Here is a 17828-nt window from a genome sequence, read left to right on the forward strand (position 1 = left end):
AATTACATTCCTGAAGTCAGCGAGATAAACAGCGGCAGAGACAGGATACACAGGACCGAGCTTAACAGCAGCACCGCTTCTGCATCAGGAGACTGCACGCCAAAACGGTTGCCGAAGACCACGCCAAAGAAACCTGCGGAGAGCGCAATCATCAGAATTGCCGTGATCGCCACAGATCCATGCAGACCGAAAATCAGCACCAGACCCCAGGCAATGGCAGGCTGAATCAGCAGTTTGGCGATAGTGGAGGTGATCACCATGGTGTTGATTTGCAGTTTACGCGCAGAGAGGATCACCCCGGTCAGGAACAGCGCTGCCGCCGTAGCCGCCAGACCCAGCGGTTTAATCGCCGCCAGAACCAGTTCCGGCATTTTGATACCAATAGCCGACAGGATCACCCCGAGCAGCGGGCCCATCACGATCGGTTTTTTGATAGAGCGCCACATCAGCACCGGCAGCATCGCCAGAGTCGAACCGCTGTTGCCGCCTTCTGCGCGCGCTTTTTCACGCTCCAGAATCAGCAGGCAGAACGGCGTCATCAGGACAGAACCACAGGCGATGGAGACCGCCACGGAGAGCGAGGTGGACGAACCTTCCCCGAGCACACTGCCGAGAATGGGCAGACCGAGCGCCGCATAGTTAGGCAGGGCCACCGTCAGGGTCAGTACGGCCGCATCCTGCGGGGATTTTTTAAAGACCTTGGTGGCCAGGAAATAGATCGCCGCATAAGTGATCCACATCGCCAGCGTCAGCACCAGAATCAGCGGCGACTGGGCGAGGATGCCCGTCCACGGGGTTTGTACTGTGGCACTAAACAGCGCCGCAGGCAGCGCAAAATCCATCACAAAGATATTCAGCAGGGAGACATTTTTGTTGTCGACCATTTTGGCCTTACCGGCCCAGAATCCCAGCAGCATGATGACAAAAATCGGAGCAAGAGCATGAACAATTACGTAAGTCATAAATCACCTGTAATTTAAAAAAAGAGATAGCACTGGCGCGATGATTATTATTTTCAGGATGCAGGTTTCCGCGCAGGCGCAGCGAGTGCGCCTACGTGGCCCTGCATCTGGCAGGACTTTTTTTAATTACCAGCTTGCTCGCATACGTTCGCGTACCAGAGCAGAGCTGCGGCGGTTGTCAGCACCCAGACGGCTTTTCAGCGTGGTGTCCTGACGTGCGTCGTTGATGGCCTGTTGCAGAGTGGTTTTCACCTGCGCCAGATCGCTGTCGGAAGGGGCGTCCGGATTGCTGATGTCCAGCAGATCGGCGAGCAGTCCCAGCGTGGCGTAGTTACTGATGTCGTACGCCATTGGCGGGATGGTGGCCGCCAGTTTTTCCAGCGCGTCGACGGTGCGCAGGGTGATACGTGCGGCAGACTCTTTGCCCATCGCATGAATCAACACGCCCTTGTCGTTAAAGGCAATCAGGCGGTTTGCCTGGTAGCCGTGTGCCAGGAAAGCACCCGACATCGCTTTGCCGACGATGAGGCCGATGACCGGATGACCGGCCAGACGCGCATTGGCATACGCCGCAGCTGCACCGGCCAGCGCCTGATGGATGCCGAACGCCTCTTCGCGACGGCCATACGCCTGGCTGGGCACGTCGATCACCGCCACGATAGGACGTTTAACGGCGTTATCGGCATCAGCGGCAATGGTTTCGCTCACCACTTTAGCCAGCGTCCAGCCCTCCAGCAGCCCCACTTCACCCTGCGCGGCGCGCGGGAAATGGTTGTTCGCATCCGGGACCACGGCAACGAAACGTACGGTTTCACCGTTCAGTTCACCGTCAGCGGCCTGCACGGACGGGCATAGCCCTGACAAACGTTGGGCATGTGGGGCGAGCGTTTGCAGCCAGAGTTCGCCGCGGCTGATTGTAGTAGTCATCATTTCACCTCCCGGGCAAAAAGCGCATGAATCTGTTCGGTATCCGCCTGTTTGCGGGTGTCGAAATGGCTCAGACGATCCAGGTAATCATCATAGTTATCGGTGCGATGCGCAGCCGGAACCCCTTTGGCAATGGCCTCGTTCATCGCCTGTTTCACCGCGTTCACGCCGTCACCCACCAGCGCATCCACCAGACCACTTTCATAGCGGATTTCGCCTCCGGTCATGCTCCAGATAAACGGACGGTCGCGAGAGTCGTACTCATCAATCCCGGCTTCCTGCTCGATAACCTGCGGGCCGTTAAGACCGAGACGTGCTTCGCGGGTGACAATCAGATAGCTGCACAGGGCCGCCGCAATCGACATCCCACCGAAGCAACCGACGGTCCCGGCGACAATCCCGATGACCGGCGTATAGCGACGTAAATCGACAATCGCCGCGTGAATATCAGCAATCGCCGCCAGACCGAGGTTCGCTTCCTGCAGACGCACGCCGCCGGTTTCGAGGCAAAGCACCGCCTGGGTCGGGATACCGTTGCGGTTATCTTCTGCCGCCAGTTCCAGTGCGGCGGCCATTTTGGCCCCTGAGACTTCGCCCATACTGCCGCCCTGGAACGCACCTTCGATCGCCACGACGACAGCAGGCTGACCGTTAATGGTCCCTTTCGCGACCACCATCCCGTCGTCGGCCTGCGGCACGATACCCTGTGCGCCGAGCCACGGAGAGGTAATGCCTTCAAACGGGTCCAGCAGTTCACGGTAGCTGCCATCGTCCAGCAGCGCGTGCGCACGCTGGCGCGCTTTTAATTCGATAAAACTCAGATCGTCACGCATGGCTCACCTCTTCAAAGACCTGTTCAATACGAATGCGCGCCACGCCAGGGGTGGCACCAAAGTCATGAATGGTGAGGCGACCGGCAGGCAGGCTGCTCACGGTGTGCAGACGGTTGAATAGCGCCTCCCAGCGACCACGGCTGTTGTCGACGGAAGTGGTGATATCGATGGTTAAGGTCTGGCTCTGGTCGGCGGTGAATAACACCTCCATATCACCAGAACCGACAACCCCTGCCAGCGCCCTGCCGCTTACTTCGCGGCTGGCTGGCACAGTCAATGTGATTTTTTCCATAACATCCTCTTAATGCTTTGAATAAGGCGTCTCGACGCGGTCGAGGAACAGCGTGGCGGCAAGCAGATCGGCGGCACCACCCGGAGAGGCGTTGAGCGCCAGCATCCGGCGGTCAAGTTCCGCCAAAGCTCGCTGGCCTTCCGGCTGCGCGGTTCCGCCCGCATTCAGCACGGCGCGAGCGCCATCCTGCATCGTCTCCAGCCCTTCCATCCCGGCGCGGGAGAGCACGCAGGTGTCGGTCAGCGAGGTCATGATAGCCATCAGCGCATCAAGCCTGGCGTGCGATTCGCTGCTGCCGTTCAGGCGGCTGAGACGAAGCTGCGGCAGTGCCCGCTGTAAAACGTGTGGGAACGCCTGCTGCGCCTCTTCGCGTGCACCCGGCACCCGGTAGCGGTGCGTGGCGCGAAGCCCTTTGCTGAACACTTTCGGGGCGGCGTCATCGGGCAGCGTGGCCAGTTCGGCTGCAGTCCGTGCGATAGTCTGCGGACGCGCGTCGCCGCCCAGCATCGCTACCGCGCTTACCAGCAGCCCGAGCGCCCAGATTGCGCCACGGTGGGTGTTCACTCCCTGGGTGGCCGCCATCATGTTCTGCTCGCCCTCACGGCCGAGCCTGCCGATGGTTTGTCTGAGCGCAATGTCGGCCGGACGCTGCCAGCTTTGCTGTGCCAGTGCCTGAAACGTGGGGGTCAGGCTGTGCGCGGAACGCTCCATTAACGCGAGCGAGAGATCCAGGTGCGCGCCATTCCCCCGACTGTCCACCAGACCGGGTTTCGGGCTTAATCGTGCTTCGTCAATCAGACACTGCGTGGCGGTTCGCGCCAGCCATTCGGCACCGCCTTCAACCTGAATCTGTGGCAGAAGTTTCATTACCAGCTCCGGAATTTCGCAGGTGGGTTGTAAAGACCGCCGGACCATTCCACCAGGTCAGAGACACTCCCGGCTGCCAGCAGAGATCGGGTCGCATCGGTACGACGAATACCCATATCTTCCGGATAGACCACTTTGCCGCTCTGGCGCAGCGCGGCGACGCGTTTGGCGTCCACGCCCAGGCCGATGTCGGTGATCCCGGCCACTGCCGCAACCATTGCACGGCGCTCTTCGAGATTTTCAGCGCGATAGAGGTATGCAATCCCCTCTTCGGTGAGCACGTGCGTCACGTCATCGCCGTAAATCATGACTGGCGCCAGCGGCATCCCCGAGGTTTTCGCCACTTCAATGGCATCGAGTTTTTCCACGAAGGTTGGTTTAACGCCCGCCTGGAAAGTTTCCACCATCTGCACCACCAGCTTTTTACCGCGCTGCATCGGGTCTGGTTCGGTGATCATGTTGAGCCATGCTGGCGTGGCATGACGGCGACCGTGGGGATCGTGGCCCATGTTTGGCGCACCGCCGAAGCCCGACAGGCGACCGCGGGTCACAGTCGAGGAGTTGGCATAGCCGTCAACCTGGAGGGTCGAACCGATAAACATATCCACCGCGTACTGGCCTGCCAGCTGGCAGAATGCGCGATTGGAACGCATAGAGCCGTCGGCACCGGTAAAGAACACGTCAGGACGGGCACGGATGTACTCTTCCATCCCCAGCTCACCGCCGAAGCAGTGGACGCTCTCGACCCAGCCGCTTTCAATCGCCGGAATCAGCGTTGGGTGCGGGTTCAGGGTCCAGTGCTTACAGATTTTACCCTTCAGACCGAGCTGTTCGCCGTAGGTCGGCAGCAGCAGCTCAATTGCTGCGGTGTTAAAGCCAATACCGTGGTTCAGAGACTGCACCTGGTGTTCCGCGTAGATGCCCTTAATCGCCATCATCGCCATCAGGATGTGTTCTTGTTTGATGAGACGCGGGTCGCGGGTAAAGAGCGGTTCGATGAAGAACGGCTTGTCGGCAACGACCACGTAATCAATCCACGAGCCAGGAATATCGACGCGCGGCAGATCGCACTCGTCGTCCACCAGCTCGTTCACCTGAGCGATGACGATCCCGTCGTGGAACGCGGCGGCTTCCACCAGCGCAGGCGTGTCTTCGGTGCTTGCGCCGGTATACAGGTTGCCTTTACGGTCCGCTTTAAAACCGGCAATCAGCGCCACGTTCGGCGAAAGATCAACGTACAGGCGGGAGTAGAGTTCGATGTAGGTATGAATGGCGCCGATTTCGAGCTGGCCGTCCTCCAGCAGCTGCGAAATACGCAGGCTTTGGGTTCCGGAGAAGGAGAAATCGAGTTTGCGGGCGATGCCCTTTTCGAAGATATCGAGATGCTCGCTGCGACCGACGCTTGGCATGATCATATGCAGGTCATGCACGATTTGCGGATTGACCTCGGCCAGTGAACGGGACAGAAAATCAGCCTGCTTTTGGTTGTTGCCTTCCAGTACGACTTTATCGCCCGGAGCAATCAGTTTTTCCAGCATGGCGACAAGATCGTCGGTTGGCAGAACCTTGCCTTGCACCGGGACAGAAGCCAGGCGGCGCGCTTTTTCAGTGCGACGCGTGTTCCAGACCCGGGCGGGTGTTTGCCCAGATAACATTATTAACCTCCTGATTCAGCACATCATTCTGATTTGCTTAACGCTGAACAAAGTGTGCGCTCTGGTGAGAAAGGCATCAATTAAGCGTAGTGTGGAATCATTAGCCTGAGAGTAATAATCGAGGTAAAGATTTGTGATCGAGATCAGTTCGCATCGCGCGAAAAAATGCCAGAGGTGGCAGAAATGGCTGAATCGGAGGTAAACGCTCTTCGTTTTTATAAACAGGGTACAATTCGGAAGGTATAGTAAATGACTGACAAGAATTAACATTGCATCGTTATGACTCAAATTATTCCATCAGATTTCGACATCGCAAGCGATGAGAGCGCAGCATTCGTCCCCATGCGGGGTGTGGCGAACCCACATCTGCAGACCATGCTGCCGCGGATTTTGCGCCGAAAACTGCAATTTACGCCGCACTGGCAGCGCCTCGATCTGCCGGACGGAGATTTCGTGGATTTAGCCTGGAGCGAAGATCCCGAACAGGCCAGGCACAAACCGCGTCTGGTGGTGTTTCATGGCCTGGAAGGGAGCCTGCACAGCCCCTACGCCCACGGGCTAATCCACGCGGCAAAATCACGCGGCTGGCTCGGCGTCGTGATGCATTTTCGCGGCTGCAGCGGCGAGCCGAATCGCCGTGAGCGAATTTATCACTCCGGCGAAACCGAAGACGGCACCTGGTTTTTACACTGGTTAAGCACTACCTTCGGCACCGTGCCAACGGCCGCCGTAGGCTACTCCCTGGGCGGTAATATGCTCGCTTGCCTGCTGGCAAAAGAGAGCAATAACGTTCCGCTGGATGCGGCGGTGATTGTCTCCGCACCGTTCATGCTTGAGCAGTGCAGCTACCATATGGAAAAGGGTTTTTCGCGGGTCTATCAGCGCTATCTGCTCAACCTGCTGAAAGCTAACGCCGCGCGTAAGCTAAAGGCCTATCCGGACACCCTGCCCATCAGCCTGCAACAGCTGAAGCGGATGCGTCGTCTTCGCGAGTTTGATGATCTGATCACATCGAAGATCCACGGTTTTGCCGACGCGATCGACTACTATCGTCAGTGTAGCGCGATGCCGTTGCTGAATCAGATCACCAAACCGACGCTGATCATCCATGCGAAAGATGATCCCTTTATGGATCATCACTCCATTCCGGCCCCGGAACATCTGCCTGCAAACGTGCAGTATCAGCTGACCGAACACGGCGGCCACGTCGGCTTTATCACCGGGACGTTACTTCGCCCGAAAATGTGGCTGGAATCGCGCATCCCTGACTGGTTAACCCCATTTCTGGAGAGAGTAAAATGATGATTCCCTGGCAGGATCTGGCTCCCGAAACGCTGGATAGCCTGATTGAAAGCTTTGTATTACGCGAAGGCACCGATTATGGTGAACATGAGCGTTCGCTTGAACAAAAGGTCGCCGATGTAAAACGGCAGCTACAGAGTGGCGAGGTGTTGCTGGTGTGGTCTGAACTGCACGAAACCGTCAACATCATGCCGCGCAATCAGTTTCGCGGTTGATTGTTCCATCTTTCCAGTCAGGGAGTTGCTATGTCCGCCAGACATCCGGTTATTGCCGTTACGGGTTCGAGTGGTGCGGGAACCACCACCACCAGCCTCGCTTTTCGCAAGATTTTCGCGCAGCTCAATCTGCGCGCTGCCGAGGTTGAGGGCGATAGCTTTCATCGCTTCACCCGTCCTGAAATGGACATGGCTATCCGCAAGGCCCGGGATTTAGGTAAACACATCAGCTATTTCGGGCCAGACGCCAACGACTTTGGCCTGCTGGAACAAACTTTCCAGGACTACGGCCACACGGGAAAAGGTCAGTCGCGTAAATATCTGCACACCTACGATGAAGCGGTGCCATGGAATCAGGTTCCTGGCACATTCACGCCGTGGCAACCCCTGCCGGAGCCGACGGACGTGTTGTTTTATGAAGGATTGCACGGCGGCGTGGTGACTCCACAGCACGACGTGGCGCGCCACGTGGATCTGCTGGTCGGCGTGGTGCCGATTGTCAACCTAGAGTGGATTCAGAAGCTGACCCGTGACATGAGCGAGCGCGGCCATTCGCGTGAAGCAGTGATGGATTCGGTCGTGCGCTCGATGGAAGATTACATCAACTTCCTGACGCCGCAGTTCTCGCGCACCCACATCAACTTCCAGCGCGTCCCGACGGTGGACACCTCTAACCCGTTTGCGGCGAAAACAATTCCGTCGCTGGACGAGAGTTTTGTGGTGATTCACTTCCGCAATCTGGAAGACATTGATTACCCCTGGCTGCTGGCGATGCTGCAGGGTTCATTCATTTCCCATATCAATACATTAGTGGTCCCGGGCGGGAAGATGGGGCTGGCGATGGAATTGATCATGATGCCGCTGGTGCAACGGCTGATGGAAGGCAAGAAGATCGCCTGATTTCAGTCGCCGGAGGGCACTTCGCTATCCGGCTGAATCATGCGGTGACAGGCCCGGCAAGCGTAGCGCTACCGGGCGTAGTGTTAAGCGTCGATCACTTCGTACGAATGCGTAATGTTCACCGCTTTTTCCAGCATCAGTGCCACAGAGCAGTACTTCTCCGCAGACAGATCCACCGCACGGGAAACCGCCGCATCCTTCAACTCTTTACCGGTAACGATAAAATGCAAGTTGATGTGCGTAAAGAGACGTGGCGCCTCTTCGCGACGCTCTGACGTTAGCTTCACTTCGCAGTCCGTCACGTCATGACGGCCTTTCTGCAGAATCGAAACCACGTCAATCGCGCTGCATCCGCCCGCCGCCATCAGCACCACTTCCATCGGGCTTGGCGCTTTATCTCCGGAGTTGCCGTCCATCAAAATCTGGTGTCCTGAAGCGGATTCGCCAAGGAACGTTAAACCTTCAACCCATTTCACACGCGCTTGCATTTTCATTAACTCCAAAGTTGCATTTTTCCGAACAGATTACGCGTGCGTTACAATTCTCGCAACGGAAGGCGACCTGCATCATGCTGAAGCGAGACACCAGGAGACACGCGGCTAAAGCTATGCTAAAACAGTCTCGATGCTACAGTAATACATTGACGTTACACATGTATGCAGAGGACATCAAACTTTACTGGCTGCGAACAGTGCGACAGCCACTTCCCAGGTACGGGTAAGAATTCGATTGCAACCCCAGAGTCAGGATGCGATTTTGACTCTGAGACAGCTTATAACAGAGGATAACAGCGCATGGTGCTTGGCAAACCGCAAACAGACCCGACTCTCGAATGGTTCTTGTCTCATTGCCACATTCATAAGTACCCATCGAAGAGCACGCTGATTCACCAGGGTGAAAAAGCGGAAACGTTGTATTACATCGTCAAAGGCTCGGTGGCAGTGCTGATCAAAGATGAAGAAGGGAAAGAGATGATCCTTTCTTATCTGAACCAGGGCGATTTCATCGGTGAACTGGGCCTGTTTGAAGAAGGCCAGGAACGTAGCGCCTGGGTGCGTGCGAAAACCGCGTGTGAAGTTGCAGAGATCTCCTATAAGAAATTCCGCCAGCTGATCCAGGTAAACCCGGACATCCTGATGCGTCTTTCTTCGCAGATGGCTCGCCGCCTGCAGGTCACTTCCGAGAAAGTGGGTAACCTCGCCTTCCTGGACGTAACAGGCCGCATCGCGCAGACCCTGCTGAACCTGGCGAAACAACCTGACGCCATGACCCACCCGGACGGTATGCAAATTAAAATTACCCGTCAGGAGATTGGTCAGATCGTCGGCTGTTCTCGTGAAACCGTTGGCCGTATCCTGAAAATGCTGGAAGATCAAAACCTGATCTCCGCTCACGGTAAAACTATCGTGGTCTACGGAACGCGTTAATTCCGGAACGAACGGCGTGCCATCGCAAGGTGTCACGCCGTTTTTGTCTCTGACGAACATGTGGCGCAGGCTGATTTATCACCCCGAAGTTAACTACGCACTACGTCAAACCCTGGTGTTATGTCTTCCCGTGGCTGTCGGTTTAATCCTGGGCCATCTGCAACATGGGCTGTTGTTCTCTCTCGTTCCTGCCTGCTGCAACATTGCCGGTCTCGATACACCGCATAAACGCTTTTTCAAACGCCTGATTATCGGCGGCTGCCTGTTCGCCGGATGTAGCCTGGCCGTGCAGCTGCTGCTGGCCCGTGATATCCCGCTGCCGTTAATCCTGACCGTGCTGGCGATGACGCTGGGCGTCACGGCGGAGATCAGTTCGCTGCACGCTCGCCTGCTGCCCGCCTCACTGATTGCCGCGATTTTCACACTGAGCCTCGCCGGAAATATGCCCGTCTGGGAGCCGCTGCTGATCTATACGTTCGGTACCCTGTGGTATGGGCTGTTTAATTGGTTCTGGTTCTGGATGTGGCGGGAGCAGCCCCTGCGCGAATCCCTGAGCCTGCTCTACGTCCAGCTCGCGGACTATTGCGAAGCCAAATACACCCTGCTGACGCAACACACAGACCCGGAAAAATCATTGCCCCCGCTGCTTACGCGCCAGCAAAAAGTGGTCGACTTAATCAGCCAGTGCTATCAGCAGCTGCACATGCTGGCGGCCAATAAAAACCATGAATACAAGCGACTGCTGCGCGTCTTCCAGGTGGGGCTTGATCTGCAGGAGCATATTTCGGTCAGTCTGCATCATCCGCAGGAGGTGCAAAAACTGGTGGAGCGCAGCCACGCCGAAGCGGTGATCCGCTGGAATGCCCAGACGGTCGCGGCGCGCCTGCGGGTGCTGGCTGACGATATTCTTTACCACCGTTATCCCACGCGTTTTACGATGGATAAACAGCTGGGCGCGCTGGAGAAAATAGCCCGTCAGCACCCGGATAATCCGGTTGGGCAGTTCTGCGCCTGGCACTTTAGCCGCATCGCACGCGTGTTGCGCACTCAGCGCCCGCTCTACCCGCGCGACCTGATGGCCGATAAACAAAAGCGTCTGCCGCTGCTGCCGGCACTGAAAAGCTATTTATCACTGAAATCCTCCGCCCTGCGCAATGCCGCACGCATCAGCGTGATGCTGAGCATCGCCAGCCTGATGGGCGTCGCGCTGCACTTACCCAAGCCCTACTGGATTTTAATGACCGTGCTGTTTGTCACCCAGAATGGCTATGGTGCGACGCGCGTGCGAATACTGCACCGTGCGCTCGGGACGTTTGCCGGGCTGGTGATTGCCGGTATCACCCTGCACTTCCGTGTTCCTGACGGCTATACCCTGCTGGGAATGCTGGTCATTACCCTGGTCGGCTATCTGATCATCCGCAAAAACTACGGCTGGGCAATGGTCGGGTTTACGGTGACGGCGGTATATACCCTGCAACTGCTGACCCTGAACGGCGAGCAGTTTATCGTGGCGCGGCTGGTGGATACGTTGATTGGCTGTCTGATCGCCTTTGGCGGCATGGTCTGGCTGTGGCCACAGTGGCAGAGCGGGCTGCTGCGCCAGAACGCCCACGACGCCCTTGAAGCGGACCAGCAGGCCATTCGTCTGATCCTGAGCGACGATCCCAAACCTTCGCCGCTGGCGTACGAGCGCATGAAGGTCAACCAGGCGCACAACGCGCTGTATAACTCCCTCAACCAGGCGATGCAGGAGCCGGGCTTTAATTCAGACTATCTGGCGGATATGAAACTGTGGGTGACGCACAGCCAGTTCATCGTCGAACACATTAACGCGATGACGACCCTGGCGCGCGAGCACACGATGCTGACGCCGGATCTGGCGCAGCGCTATTTGCAGTCGTGTGAAATTGCATTGCAGCGTTGTCAGCAGCGTCTGGAGTACGACGCGCCGGGAGAGTCGGGAGATTCCAATATTCTGGAAGCGCCAGAGACGCTCACCCACGGGCCAATGAGCACTCTGGAGCAGCATTTACAGCGCGTAATAGGACACCTGAACACCATGCACACCATTTCGTCGGTGGCGTGGCGTCAGCGTCCGCATCACGGGGTTTGGCTGACGAGGATTATGCGCCGTAAGGCATCGTGAGGTTTGCGGCTCCGTAGGTCGGAACAAAACGAAGCCGCGACTCCACTAGCCCTGAACGATCTTCTTCACCGCACTGGCAAAGCGGTTCATGCCGTCATCGATATCCTGCCCTTCAATCACCAGCGACGGCGCAAAGCGCATCACATCCGGCCCGGCATTCAACACCATCACCCCTTCGTGGGCAGCGGCGTGGAGGAAATCGCGCGCGCGACCTTTGTACTGTGGCTTCAGTTCCGCACCGACCAACAGTCCCATGCCGCGAATATCGCTGAACACGTCGTACTGCGCGTCGATCTGCTGGAGATGCTGCACAAACTGCTCACGCTTCGCGTTTACGCCGTTCAGCACTTTCGGGGTGTTGATAATATCGAACGCCGCTCCGGCGATCGCGCACGCCAGCGGGTTGCCGCCATAAGTGGAGCCGTGAGAGCCAACGTGGAAGGCTGAGGCGATCTCTTGCGTCGTCAGGACGGCGCTCACCGGGAAACCGCCGCCGAGCGCTTTGGCGCTGGTCAGGATATCCGGCGTTACGCCGTAGTGCATATAGGCAAACAGATCGCCGGTACGCCCCATACCGCTCTGCACTTCATCAAAGACCAGCAGCGCCTGATGCTCATCGCACAGCTCGCGCAGTCCTTTCAGAAATTCCGGCGTCGCGGCCATCACGCCGCCCTCGCCCTGGATCGGCTCAACCACCACCGCGCAGGTGTGATCGTCCATCACCGCTTTGACCGCATGCAGATCGTTAAACGGCACGTGGATAATATCAGCAGGTTTTGGACCAAAACCGTCGGAATATTTCGGCTGCCCGCCCACGGAAACGGTGAACAGCGAACGGCCATGGAAGGCGTTATGGAATGCAATAATCTTGCTTTTGTATGGGCTGTGACGCGTGGATGCGTAATAGCGCGCCAGCTTAAAGGCGGTTTCATTGGCTTCGGTGCCGGAGTTCATGAACAGCACACGCTCGGCAAAGGTAGCATCAATGATCTTACGGCCCAGGCGCAGCGCCGGTTCGTTAGTGAACACGTTGCTGGTGTGCCACAGGGTTTCCCCCTGTGTTTTCAGCGCCTCAACCAGCGCCGGATGGCAGTGCCCCAGCGCCGTCACCGCAATGCCGCCCGCGAAATCAACGTACTCTTTGCCCTGTTGATCCCATACCCGACTGCCTTTCCCTTTCACCGGGATAAACTCCGCCGGTGCATAAACCGGCAGAATCACTTCATCGAATGTTGCGCGCGTAATTGCAGGTTGTTCAGTTGCCATGTCATGCCCGTCCGTTTTATGTCACATTAATTGTGAAAATATAATCACAAAATATGCATAAAAAATCACAACAAGGCAATAGAAATTCAGCGATTGAGGAAATTGGCGAGAAGCTGGTGGCCCTGTTCGCTCAGAATGCTCTCCGGGTGGAACTGCACCCCTTCGAGGTCCCACTCGCGATGGCGAATGCCCATGATCTGCCGGGTGTCGCTCCAGGCGGTGACGTCAAAACACGCGGGAAGCGTGGGCGGGTCGATCACCAGCGAGTGGTAGCGCGTAACCGTCAGCGGGTTATTCAGCCCCTGAAACACCCCCACGCCGGTGTGGGTGACCGGTGAGGTTTTGCCGTGCATCACGCGTTCGGCACGAACAATGGTCGCACCAAACACCTGCGCGATAGCCTGATGACCGAGACAAACCCCCAGAATCGGCAGTTTGCCGGAATAGTGGCGGATGACCTCCAGCGAAATACCCGATTCGTCAGGCGTACACGGCCCCGGTGAAATCACGATTTTCTGCGGGGCCAGTGCGTCGATATCAGCCAGCGTGATGTCATCGTTGCGCCGGACAATGACCTCTGCACCCAGTTCACAAAAGTACTGGTAAAGGTTCCAGGTAAAGGAATCGTAGTTATCAATCAGCAGGATCATGGCGGCTCCGGGACAAAAATAGCCGCCCTATTCTACTCAGTTTCCCGCGCTTCGCTCACAACTTTGGCAAAGATGGCGTTGAGCGCGGTCAGATCGCCCATCGCCCCGCTCTGGTTGGCCGCCGACCACGCATCCGGATCGATCCCCTGCCAGCTCAGCTGATAGCCCGCGTGGATCGCCAGCTGCTCGAAGAAGACGCGCTGCGCGATGCCGTTGCCAATGCGAAACGGGTGCAGCACGTTAATCTCGCAGTAGTAGTGGCTGAGTCTGGCAATAAACGCCTCGCGCTCAAGACCGGTGAGATAGTGCTCCTCCTCCAGGTCCTGCATCAGGGCGTTGCCCTCTTTTTCGATGTAGGCAAAATGGCAGAAACGGGTATCGCCCTGATAAATATCGACCTCACGAATCGCTCCCGCCCAGCTAAAGATATCCTGATAAAGGTGGCGATGGATGGCGCACAGATGCGGCAGCCCGCGAGCCGGCGGGCCAAGAGGCAGCGTGGCCGCGCGCAGGGCGGTGAGTTCGTAGGAGGCCTGTGCCAGGCGCTCCGCCTGACGAATACTGAGCGCATTACGCATCACATTCAGGCCGGGATAGAGGTACGGATCGCGGTCGTCACCAATTTTATCGCTCATAGTGCCTCCTGAGTTCCTGAATACGAACCTCGGCGTCCTGCGCACTGAGCGTGACTAACGGGCTATCGACGCCTTCGAGACGGCGGCTGGCCTGGAAATTGGTATTTCGCTGTTGCTCCCAGAGACGGGATTTTTGCTTATCGGTGAGTTTTTTCACTTAACGCCTCCCTGAATGTGTCCGTTTGCCACAAGTATAAGCAGCAAACTGCGCTTTCGCAGGGAGGGGAAAGCAATGCGGGCGAGAATGCCCGCAGAGGAGAATCTTACGGCAGCACTTTTGCGGAGAGGATAACTACCGGTTTTGTCGGCACATTCTGGTATGGACCGACGTCGTGGGTCTGCACCTGAGAGATCTTGTCCGCCACGTCCATGCCTTTCACAACTTTACCGAAGACCGCATAACCAAAATCACGCTGACCGTGATCGAGGAAGGCGTTATCAGCAACGTTGAGGAAGAACTGGCTGGTCGCGCTGTCTTTGTCGGCAGTACGTGCCATGGAGATGGTGCCACGGGTGTTACGCAGGCCGTTATCGGCTTCGTTTTTGATCGGCGCGTTAGGCTGTTTCTGCTGCATCTGCTCGTTAAAACCGCCGCCCTGGAGCATGAAGCCCGGGATCACACGGTGAAATGTGGTGTTGTTATAGAAACCGCTATTGACGTAATCAAGGAAGTTTTTCACAGAAACAGGAGCTTTCTGGCTATTCAGTTCCAGCTCAATATTCCCGGCGGACGTTGTCAGCAAAACATGGGGGTCGCCTTTCGCTGCGAGAACAGCAGGAGAGACAGCAGAAAGAGCAAACACAGCTGCGACAGCCGCCAGAGTTGATTTGAGCATGAGAATTCCTTAAAAAAGCGCGGTAAATAAGGCAAGTTGCTTGATTCTAAAGAGCAGTATGGATGGAGGCCAGCCTTTTACCTAATTTTACGAATTTGAAACAGTTGTAACGGCGCAAACAGTTGAATCCAGCGGGTAAAAAGGTGACTTACGTCATGATAAATACTGTAACGATGATCATAATTTTCAGAAAAGATTTAAATAGATCACTTTAATGACTAAAATCTGCCCGCACTTCGCGCGTCAACGCGCTTTACGTACATATACAAGGCAGACATGACTAACAGCAACCGCATCAAGCTCACATGGATCAGCTTCTTCTCGTACGCCCTCACCGGCGCACTGGTGATCGTCACCGGGATGGTAATGGGCAATATTGCCGATTATTTCCAGCTACCTGTTTCCAGCATGAGTAACACCTTCACCTTCCTGAACGCCGGGATCCTGATTTCGATCTTTTTAAACGCCTGGCTGATGGAAATCGTGCCGCTGAAAACGCAGCTGCGCTTCGGCTTTGTGCTGATGGTCGCCGCCGTGGCGGGCCTGATGGTCAGCCACAGTATCGCCCTGTTCTCGGCGTCGATGTTCGTTCTCGGGCTGGTCAGCGGGATTACTATGTCCATCGGGACCTTCCTGATCACCCACATGTACGAAGGCCGCCAGCGCGGCGCGCGTCTGCTGTTCACCGACTCGTTCTTCAGCATGGCGGGGATGATCTTCCCAATGGTGGCCGCCGTTCTTCTGGCGCGTAGCATCGAGTGGTACTGGGTTTATGCCTGCATCGGGCTGGTGTACGTCGCTATCTTTATTCTGACCTTCGGCTGCGATTTCCCGGTACTGGGCAAAAAAGCGGTGCAAACGTCTGAGCCGGTGGTGAAAGAGAAATGGGGAATCGGCGTGCTGTTCCTCTCCATTGCCGCGCTGTGCTACATCCTCGGCCAATTGGGCTTTATCTCCTGGGTGCCGGAATATGCCAAAGGGCTGGGCATGAGTCTGAACGACGCCGGTAAACTGGTGAGTGATTTCTGGATGTCGTACATGTTTGGCATGTGGGCGTTTAGCTTCATCCTGCGCTTCTTCGATCTGCAGCGCATCCTGACCGTACTGGCGGGCCTGGCAACCGTGCTGATGTATCTGTTCATCAACGGTTCGCCGGAGCATATGCCGTGGTTCATTCTGACCCTCGGTTTCTTCTCCAGCGCGATTTACACCTCGATCATTACGCTCGGCTCCCTGCAAACCAAAGTGGCATCGCCGAAGCTGGTGAACTTTGTGCTGACCTGCGGCACCATCGGCACCATGCTGACTTTCGTGGTGACCGGTCCAATCGTGGCGCACAGTGGCCCGCTGGCAGCCCTGCACACGGCTAACGGCCTGTACGCCGTGGTGTTCGTGATGTGTCTGATTCTGGGCTTTGTCACCCGCCACCGTCAGCACAACACGGCAGCGGCTTCTCACTAATGCCTACGCCCCTTTGCCATCGGCAAAGGGGCTGTTTCGGGTAAAACTCACTTCCTCTCCCCCGCTATCGGTTTGTATCCACGTTTGCGCCAGCTGTGTGGTGGCGATCACCCGTCCCTGACGAATCGACCAGCGCACCGGCACCTGGCAACGCACCGCTTCAAAACCGCTCTCAGCAGGCAGAATAATCAGGTTCGCCGGATGACCCGTTTCGATGCCGTAATCCGTCAGGCCAAACGTTCTGGCGCTGTTGTGCGTGATCAGGTTTAACCCGCTGTCGATTTGCGGATAGCCCATCATCTGGCAAACATGCAGCCCCATGTGCAGCACCTGCAACATATTGCCCGTCCCCAGCGGATACCAGGGATCAAAGACGTCATCATGACCGAAGCAGACGTTAATCCCAGCCTCGAGCAGCTCTTTCACCCGGGTGATGCCGCGGCGTTTCGGATAGTCGTCAAAACGCCCTTGAAGATGGATATTCACCAGCGGATTGGCGACAAAGTTGATGTCTGACATTTTCAGCAGGCGGAACAGGCGCGACGTGTAAGCACCGTTGTAGGAGTGCATCGCCGTGGTATGGCTGGCGGTCACGCGATGGCCAATGCCCGCCTCGTACGCCAGCATGGCGACGGTTTCGATGAAGCGCGACTGCTCATCGTCGATCTCATCGCAGTGGATATCCAGCGGGCGGTCATATTTTTTCGCCAGCGCGAAGGCGATGTGCAAGGACTCCACGCCGTACTCGCGGGTAAATTCAAAGTGCGGGATCGCCCCGACCACATCGGCCCCCAGTTTTAAGGCCTCCTCCAGCAGCGCCGCGCCGTTGGGATAAGAGAGAATGCCTTCCTGCGGGAATGCGACGATTTGCAGCATGACCCACGGCGCCACTTCCTGCTTCACTTCCAGCATCGCTTTCAGGGCGGTCAGGGTCGGATCGGAGACATCCACATGGGTGCGCACGAACTGGATACCGTTGGCGATTTGCCACTTCAGCGTTTTCCACGCGCGGGCTTTGACATCGTCATGGCTGAGCAGCGCCTTGCGTTCGGCCCAGCGTTCGATGCCTTCAAACAACGTTCCCGACTGGTTCCAGCTCGGTTCCCCGGCGGTTTGCGTCGTATCCAGATGAATATGAGGCTCGATAAACGGCGGAATCGCCAGTCCACCGCGAGCGTTAAGCACTTCATAACTTTCGTCATGAGCGTCGCGCATCGGGGTGATCTCTGCAAAACGGCCATTCTCAATGCCGATTTGCCATAGCCCTTCCCGGCCAGGTAACCGAACATTCTGAACCAGCCAAAGCGGTGTTGTCGTCATACCTTTCTCCCGAAAAATGCGGCTGAAATTAAGGGGTACGTCATCGTAATCATTAGCCCCCTAATTTGTATATAAATTAGACTCTCGCGAAAAGCGTGCTATTTCCATGACTTATAAAAATCCTGACAAATCAG

Annotated in this window: 19 protein-coding genes; 6 read left to right on the plus strand and 13 right to left on the minus strand. The window is 56.7% G+C overall.

The genetic code is table 11. The features are described 5' to 3' along the window. Window positions 1–2: 2 nt before the first annotated feature. The 6 genes from OVA10_RS01235 to mdcA form a co-directional block, all read right to left on the minus strand. On the minus strand, window positions 3–962 hold the full coding sequence (locus OVA10_RS01235; RefSeq protein ID WP_100778633.1) for an AEC family transporter: 960 nt from the start codon (window positions 960–962) through the stop codon (window positions 3–5). A 126-nt stretch (window positions 963–1088) separates the two neighbouring features. Then, window positions 1089–1889, minus strand: a complete 801-nt coding sequence (gene mdcE / locus OVA10_RS01240) for a biotin-independent malonate decarboxylase subunit gamma (RefSeq protein WP_268195357.1) — start codon at window positions 1887–1889, stop codon at window positions 1089–1091. Then, complete coding sequence (locus OVA10_RS01245) at window positions 1889–2722, minus strand: biotin-independent malonate decarboxylase subunit beta (RefSeq protein WP_100778632.1); 834 nt, start codon at window positions 2720–2722, stop codon at window positions 1889–1891. The genes mdcE and OVA10_RS01245 overlap by 1 nt, the downstream gene beginning before the upstream one ends. Beyond that, the gene (mdcC, locus tag OVA10_RS01250; RefSeq protein ID WP_100778631.1) at window positions 2715–3014 is read right to left on the minus strand and encodes a malonate decarboxylase acyl carrier protein; all 300 of its coding nucleotides are present in this window, start codon (window positions 3012–3014) and stop codon (window positions 2715–2717) included. The genes OVA10_RS01245 and mdcC overlap by 8 nt, the downstream gene beginning before the upstream one ends. Before the next feature lie 9 nt (window positions 3015–3023). Further along, window positions 3024–3881 (minus strand): triphosphoribosyl-dephospho-CoA synthase, encoded by an 858-nt coding sequence (locus OVA10_RS01255; protein ID WP_100778630.1) that lies wholly within the window; start codon window positions 3879–3881, stop codon window positions 3024–3026. Beyond that, the gene (mdcA, locus tag OVA10_RS01260; protein ID WP_123429775.1) at window positions 3881–5536 is read right to left on the minus strand and encodes a malonate decarboxylase subunit alpha; all 1656 of its coding nucleotides are present in this window, start codon (window positions 5534–5536) and stop codon (window positions 3881–3883) included. Before mdcA ends, OVA10_RS01255 begins: the two co-directional genes overlap by 1 nt. A 279-nt stretch (window positions 5537–5815) precedes the next feature. Between mdcA and OVA10_RS01265 the strand changes: the two genes are divergently transcribed. From OVA10_RS01265 to OVA10_RS01275, 3 genes are read left to right on the plus strand one after another with little or no spacing between them, the layout of a single operon-like run. Then, window positions 5816–6838, plus strand: coding sequence for a hydrolase (locus OVA10_RS01265; RefSeq protein WP_100778628.1), 1023 nt, complete (start codon window positions 5816–5818; stop codon window positions 6836–6838). Continuing rightward, the gene (locus tag OVA10_RS01270) at window positions 6835–7053 is read left to right on the plus strand and encodes a YheU family protein (RefSeq protein WP_095283693.1); all 219 of its coding nucleotides are present in this window, start codon (window positions 6835–6837) and stop codon (window positions 7051–7053) included. The genes OVA10_RS01265 and OVA10_RS01270 overlap by 4 nt, the downstream gene beginning before the upstream one ends. A 30-nt stretch (window positions 7054–7083) precedes the next feature. Then, window positions 7084–7953, plus strand: a complete 870-nt coding sequence (locus tag OVA10_RS01275) for a phosphoribulokinase (protein ID WP_100778627.1) — start codon at window positions 7084–7086, stop codon at window positions 7951–7953. Window positions 7954–8036: 83 nt separating this feature from the next. Here the strand turns inward: OVA10_RS01275 and OVA10_RS01280 are convergent, their stop codons facing one another. After that, a complete protein-coding gene (locus OVA10_RS01280; RefSeq protein ID WP_100780801.1) occupies window positions 8037–8441 on the minus strand; it encodes an OsmC family protein in 405 nt (134 codons plus the stop codon). Window positions 8442–8747: 306 nt separating this feature from the next. Between OVA10_RS01280 and crp the strand changes: the two genes are divergently transcribed. Then, complete coding sequence (gene crp, locus OVA10_RS01285; RefSeq protein ID WP_000242758.1) at window positions 8748–9380, plus strand: cAMP-activated global transcriptional regulator CRP; 633 nt, start codon at window positions 8748–8750, stop codon at window positions 9378–9380. 58 nt (window positions 9381–9438) lie between these two features. After that, a complete protein-coding gene (locus OVA10_RS01290; RefSeq protein ID WP_268195359.1) occupies window positions 9439–11526 on the plus strand; it encodes a YccS/YhfK family putative transporter in 2088 nt (695 codons plus the stop codon). 45 nt (window positions 11527–11571) lie between these two features. Here OVA10_RS01290 and argD read toward each other — a convergent pair whose 3' ends face one another. The 5 genes from argD to ppiA all read right to left on the minus strand — a co-directional run bounded on the left by argD (window position 11572) and on the right by ppiA (window position 14913). Further along, window positions 11572–12792 (minus strand): bifunctional acetylornithine/succinyldiaminopimelate transaminase, encoded by a 1221-nt coding sequence (argD, locus tag OVA10_RS01295; RefSeq protein ID WP_194513806.1) that lies wholly within the window; start codon window positions 12790–12792, stop codon window positions 11572–11574. A gap of 86 nt (window positions 12793–12878) precedes the next feature. Beyond that, window positions 12879–13442 (minus strand): aminodeoxychorismate synthase component 2, encoded by a 564-nt coding sequence (pabA, locus tag OVA10_RS01300; RefSeq protein ID WP_129034796.1) that lies wholly within the window; start codon window positions 13440–13442, stop codon window positions 12879–12881. A 32-nt stretch (window positions 13443–13474) separates the two neighbouring features. Beyond that, window positions 13475–14077: a putative adenosine monophosphate-protein transferase Fic gene (locus tag OVA10_RS01305; RefSeq protein WP_107702718.1), complete on the minus strand. Its 603-nt coding sequence runs from the start codon at window positions 14075–14077 to the stop codon at window positions 13475–13477. After that, window positions 14067–14234, minus strand: a complete 168-nt coding sequence (locus OVA10_RS01310; protein ID WP_100778622.1) for a YhfG family protein — start codon at window positions 14232–14234, stop codon at window positions 14067–14069. Before OVA10_RS01310 ends, OVA10_RS01305 begins: the two co-directional genes overlap by 11 nt. 106 nt (window positions 14235–14340) lie before the next feature. Continuing rightward, window positions 14341–14913 (minus strand): peptidylprolyl isomerase A, encoded by a 573-nt coding sequence (ppiA, locus tag OVA10_RS01315; protein ID WP_095283699.1) that lies wholly within the window; start codon window positions 14911–14913, stop codon window positions 14341–14343. A 276-nt stretch (window positions 14914–15189) separates the two neighbouring features. Here ppiA and tsgA point away from each other — a divergent pair, with 276 nt between their 5' ends. Next, on the plus strand, window positions 15190–16374 hold the full coding sequence (gene tsgA, locus OVA10_RS01320; RefSeq protein ID WP_102105346.1) for an MFS transporter TsgA: 1185 nt from the start codon (window positions 15190–15192) through the stop codon (window positions 16372–16374). A gap of 3 nt (window positions 16375–16377) precedes the next feature. On the opposite strand, the gene OVA10_RS01325 is transcribed toward tsgA, so the two are convergent. Beyond that, window positions 16378–17694: a cytosine deaminase gene (locus OVA10_RS01325; RefSeq protein WP_268194979.1), complete on the minus strand. Its 1317-nt coding sequence runs from the start codon at window positions 17692–17694 to the stop codon at window positions 16378–16380. Window positions 17695–17828 lie beyond the last annotated feature (134 nt).

Origin of the sequence: Lelliottia sp. SL45 (assembly GCF_026672535.1) — a bacterium.
In the GTDB taxonomy this organism is placed as follows: domain Bacteria; phylum Pseudomonadota; class Gammaproteobacteria; order Enterobacterales; family Enterobacteriaceae; genus Enterobacter; species Enterobacter nimipressuralis.

Coding starts and splice junctions, on each gene's coding strand:
- mdcA (WP_123429775.1), bottom strand. CDS start 5,536: ATGTTATCTGGGCAAACACCCGCCCGGGTCTGGAACACGCGTCGCACT.
- OVA10_RS01290 (WP_268195359.1), top strand. CDS start 9,439: ATGTGGCGCAGGCTGATTTATCACCCCGAAGTTAACTACGCACTACGT.
- argD (WP_194513806.1), bottom strand. CDS start 12,792: ATGGCAACTGAACAACCTGCAATTACGCGCGCAACATTCGATGAAGTG.
- crp (WP_000242758.1), top strand. CDS start 8,748: ATGGTGCTTGGCAAACCGCAAACAGACCCGACTCTCGAATGGTTCTTG.
- pabA (WP_129034796.1), bottom strand. CDS start 13,442: ATGATCCTGCTGATTGATAACTACGATTCCTTTACCTGGAACCTTTAC.
- OVA10_RS01255 (WP_100778630.1), bottom strand. CDS start 3,881: ATGAAACTTCTGCCACAGATTCAGGTTGAAGGCGGTGCCGAATGGCTG.
- OVA10_RS01270 (WP_095283693.1), top strand. CDS start 6,835: ATGATGATTCCCTGGCAGGATCTGGCTCCCGAAACGCTGGATAGCCTG.
- OVA10_RS01265 (WP_100778628.1), top strand. CDS start 5,816: ATGACTCAAATTATTCCATCAGATTTCGACATCGCAAGCGATGAGAGC.
- tsgA (WP_102105346.1), top strand. CDS start 15,190: ATGACTAACAGCAACCGCATCAAGCTCACATGGATCAGCTTCTTCTCG.
- OVA10_RS01245 (WP_100778632.1), bottom strand. CDS start 2,722: ATGCGTGACGATCTGAGTTTTATCGAATTAAAAGCGCGCCAGCGTGCG.
- OVA10_RS01305 (WP_107702718.1), bottom strand. CDS start 14,077: ATGAGCGATAAAATTGGTGACGACCGCGATCCGTACCTCTATCCCGGC.
- mdcC (WP_100778631.1), bottom strand. CDS start 3,014: ATGGAAAAAATCACATTGACTGTGCCAGCCAGCCGCGAAGTAAGCGGC.
- ppiA (WP_095283699.1), bottom strand. CDS start 14,913: ATGCTCAAATCAACTCTGGCGGCTGTCGCAGCTGTGTTTGCTCTTTCT.
- OVA10_RS01235 (WP_100778633.1), bottom strand. CDS start 962: ATGACTTACGTAATTGTTCATGCTCTTGCTCCGATTTTTGTCATCATG.
- OVA10_RS01275 (WP_100778627.1), top strand. CDS start 7,084: ATGTCCGCCAGACATCCGGTTATTGCCGTTACGGGTTCGAGTGGTGCG.
- OVA10_RS01325 (WP_268194979.1), bottom strand. CDS start 17,694: ATGACGACAACACCGCTTTGGCTGGTTCAGAATGTTCGGTTACCTGGC.
- mdcE (WP_268195357.1), bottom strand. CDS start 1,889: ATGACTACTACAATCAGCCGCGGCGAACTCTGGCTGCAAACGCTCGCC.
- OVA10_RS01280 (WP_100780801.1), bottom strand. CDS start 8,441: ATGCAAGCGCGTGTGAAATGGGTTGAAGGTTTAACGTTCCTTGGCGAA.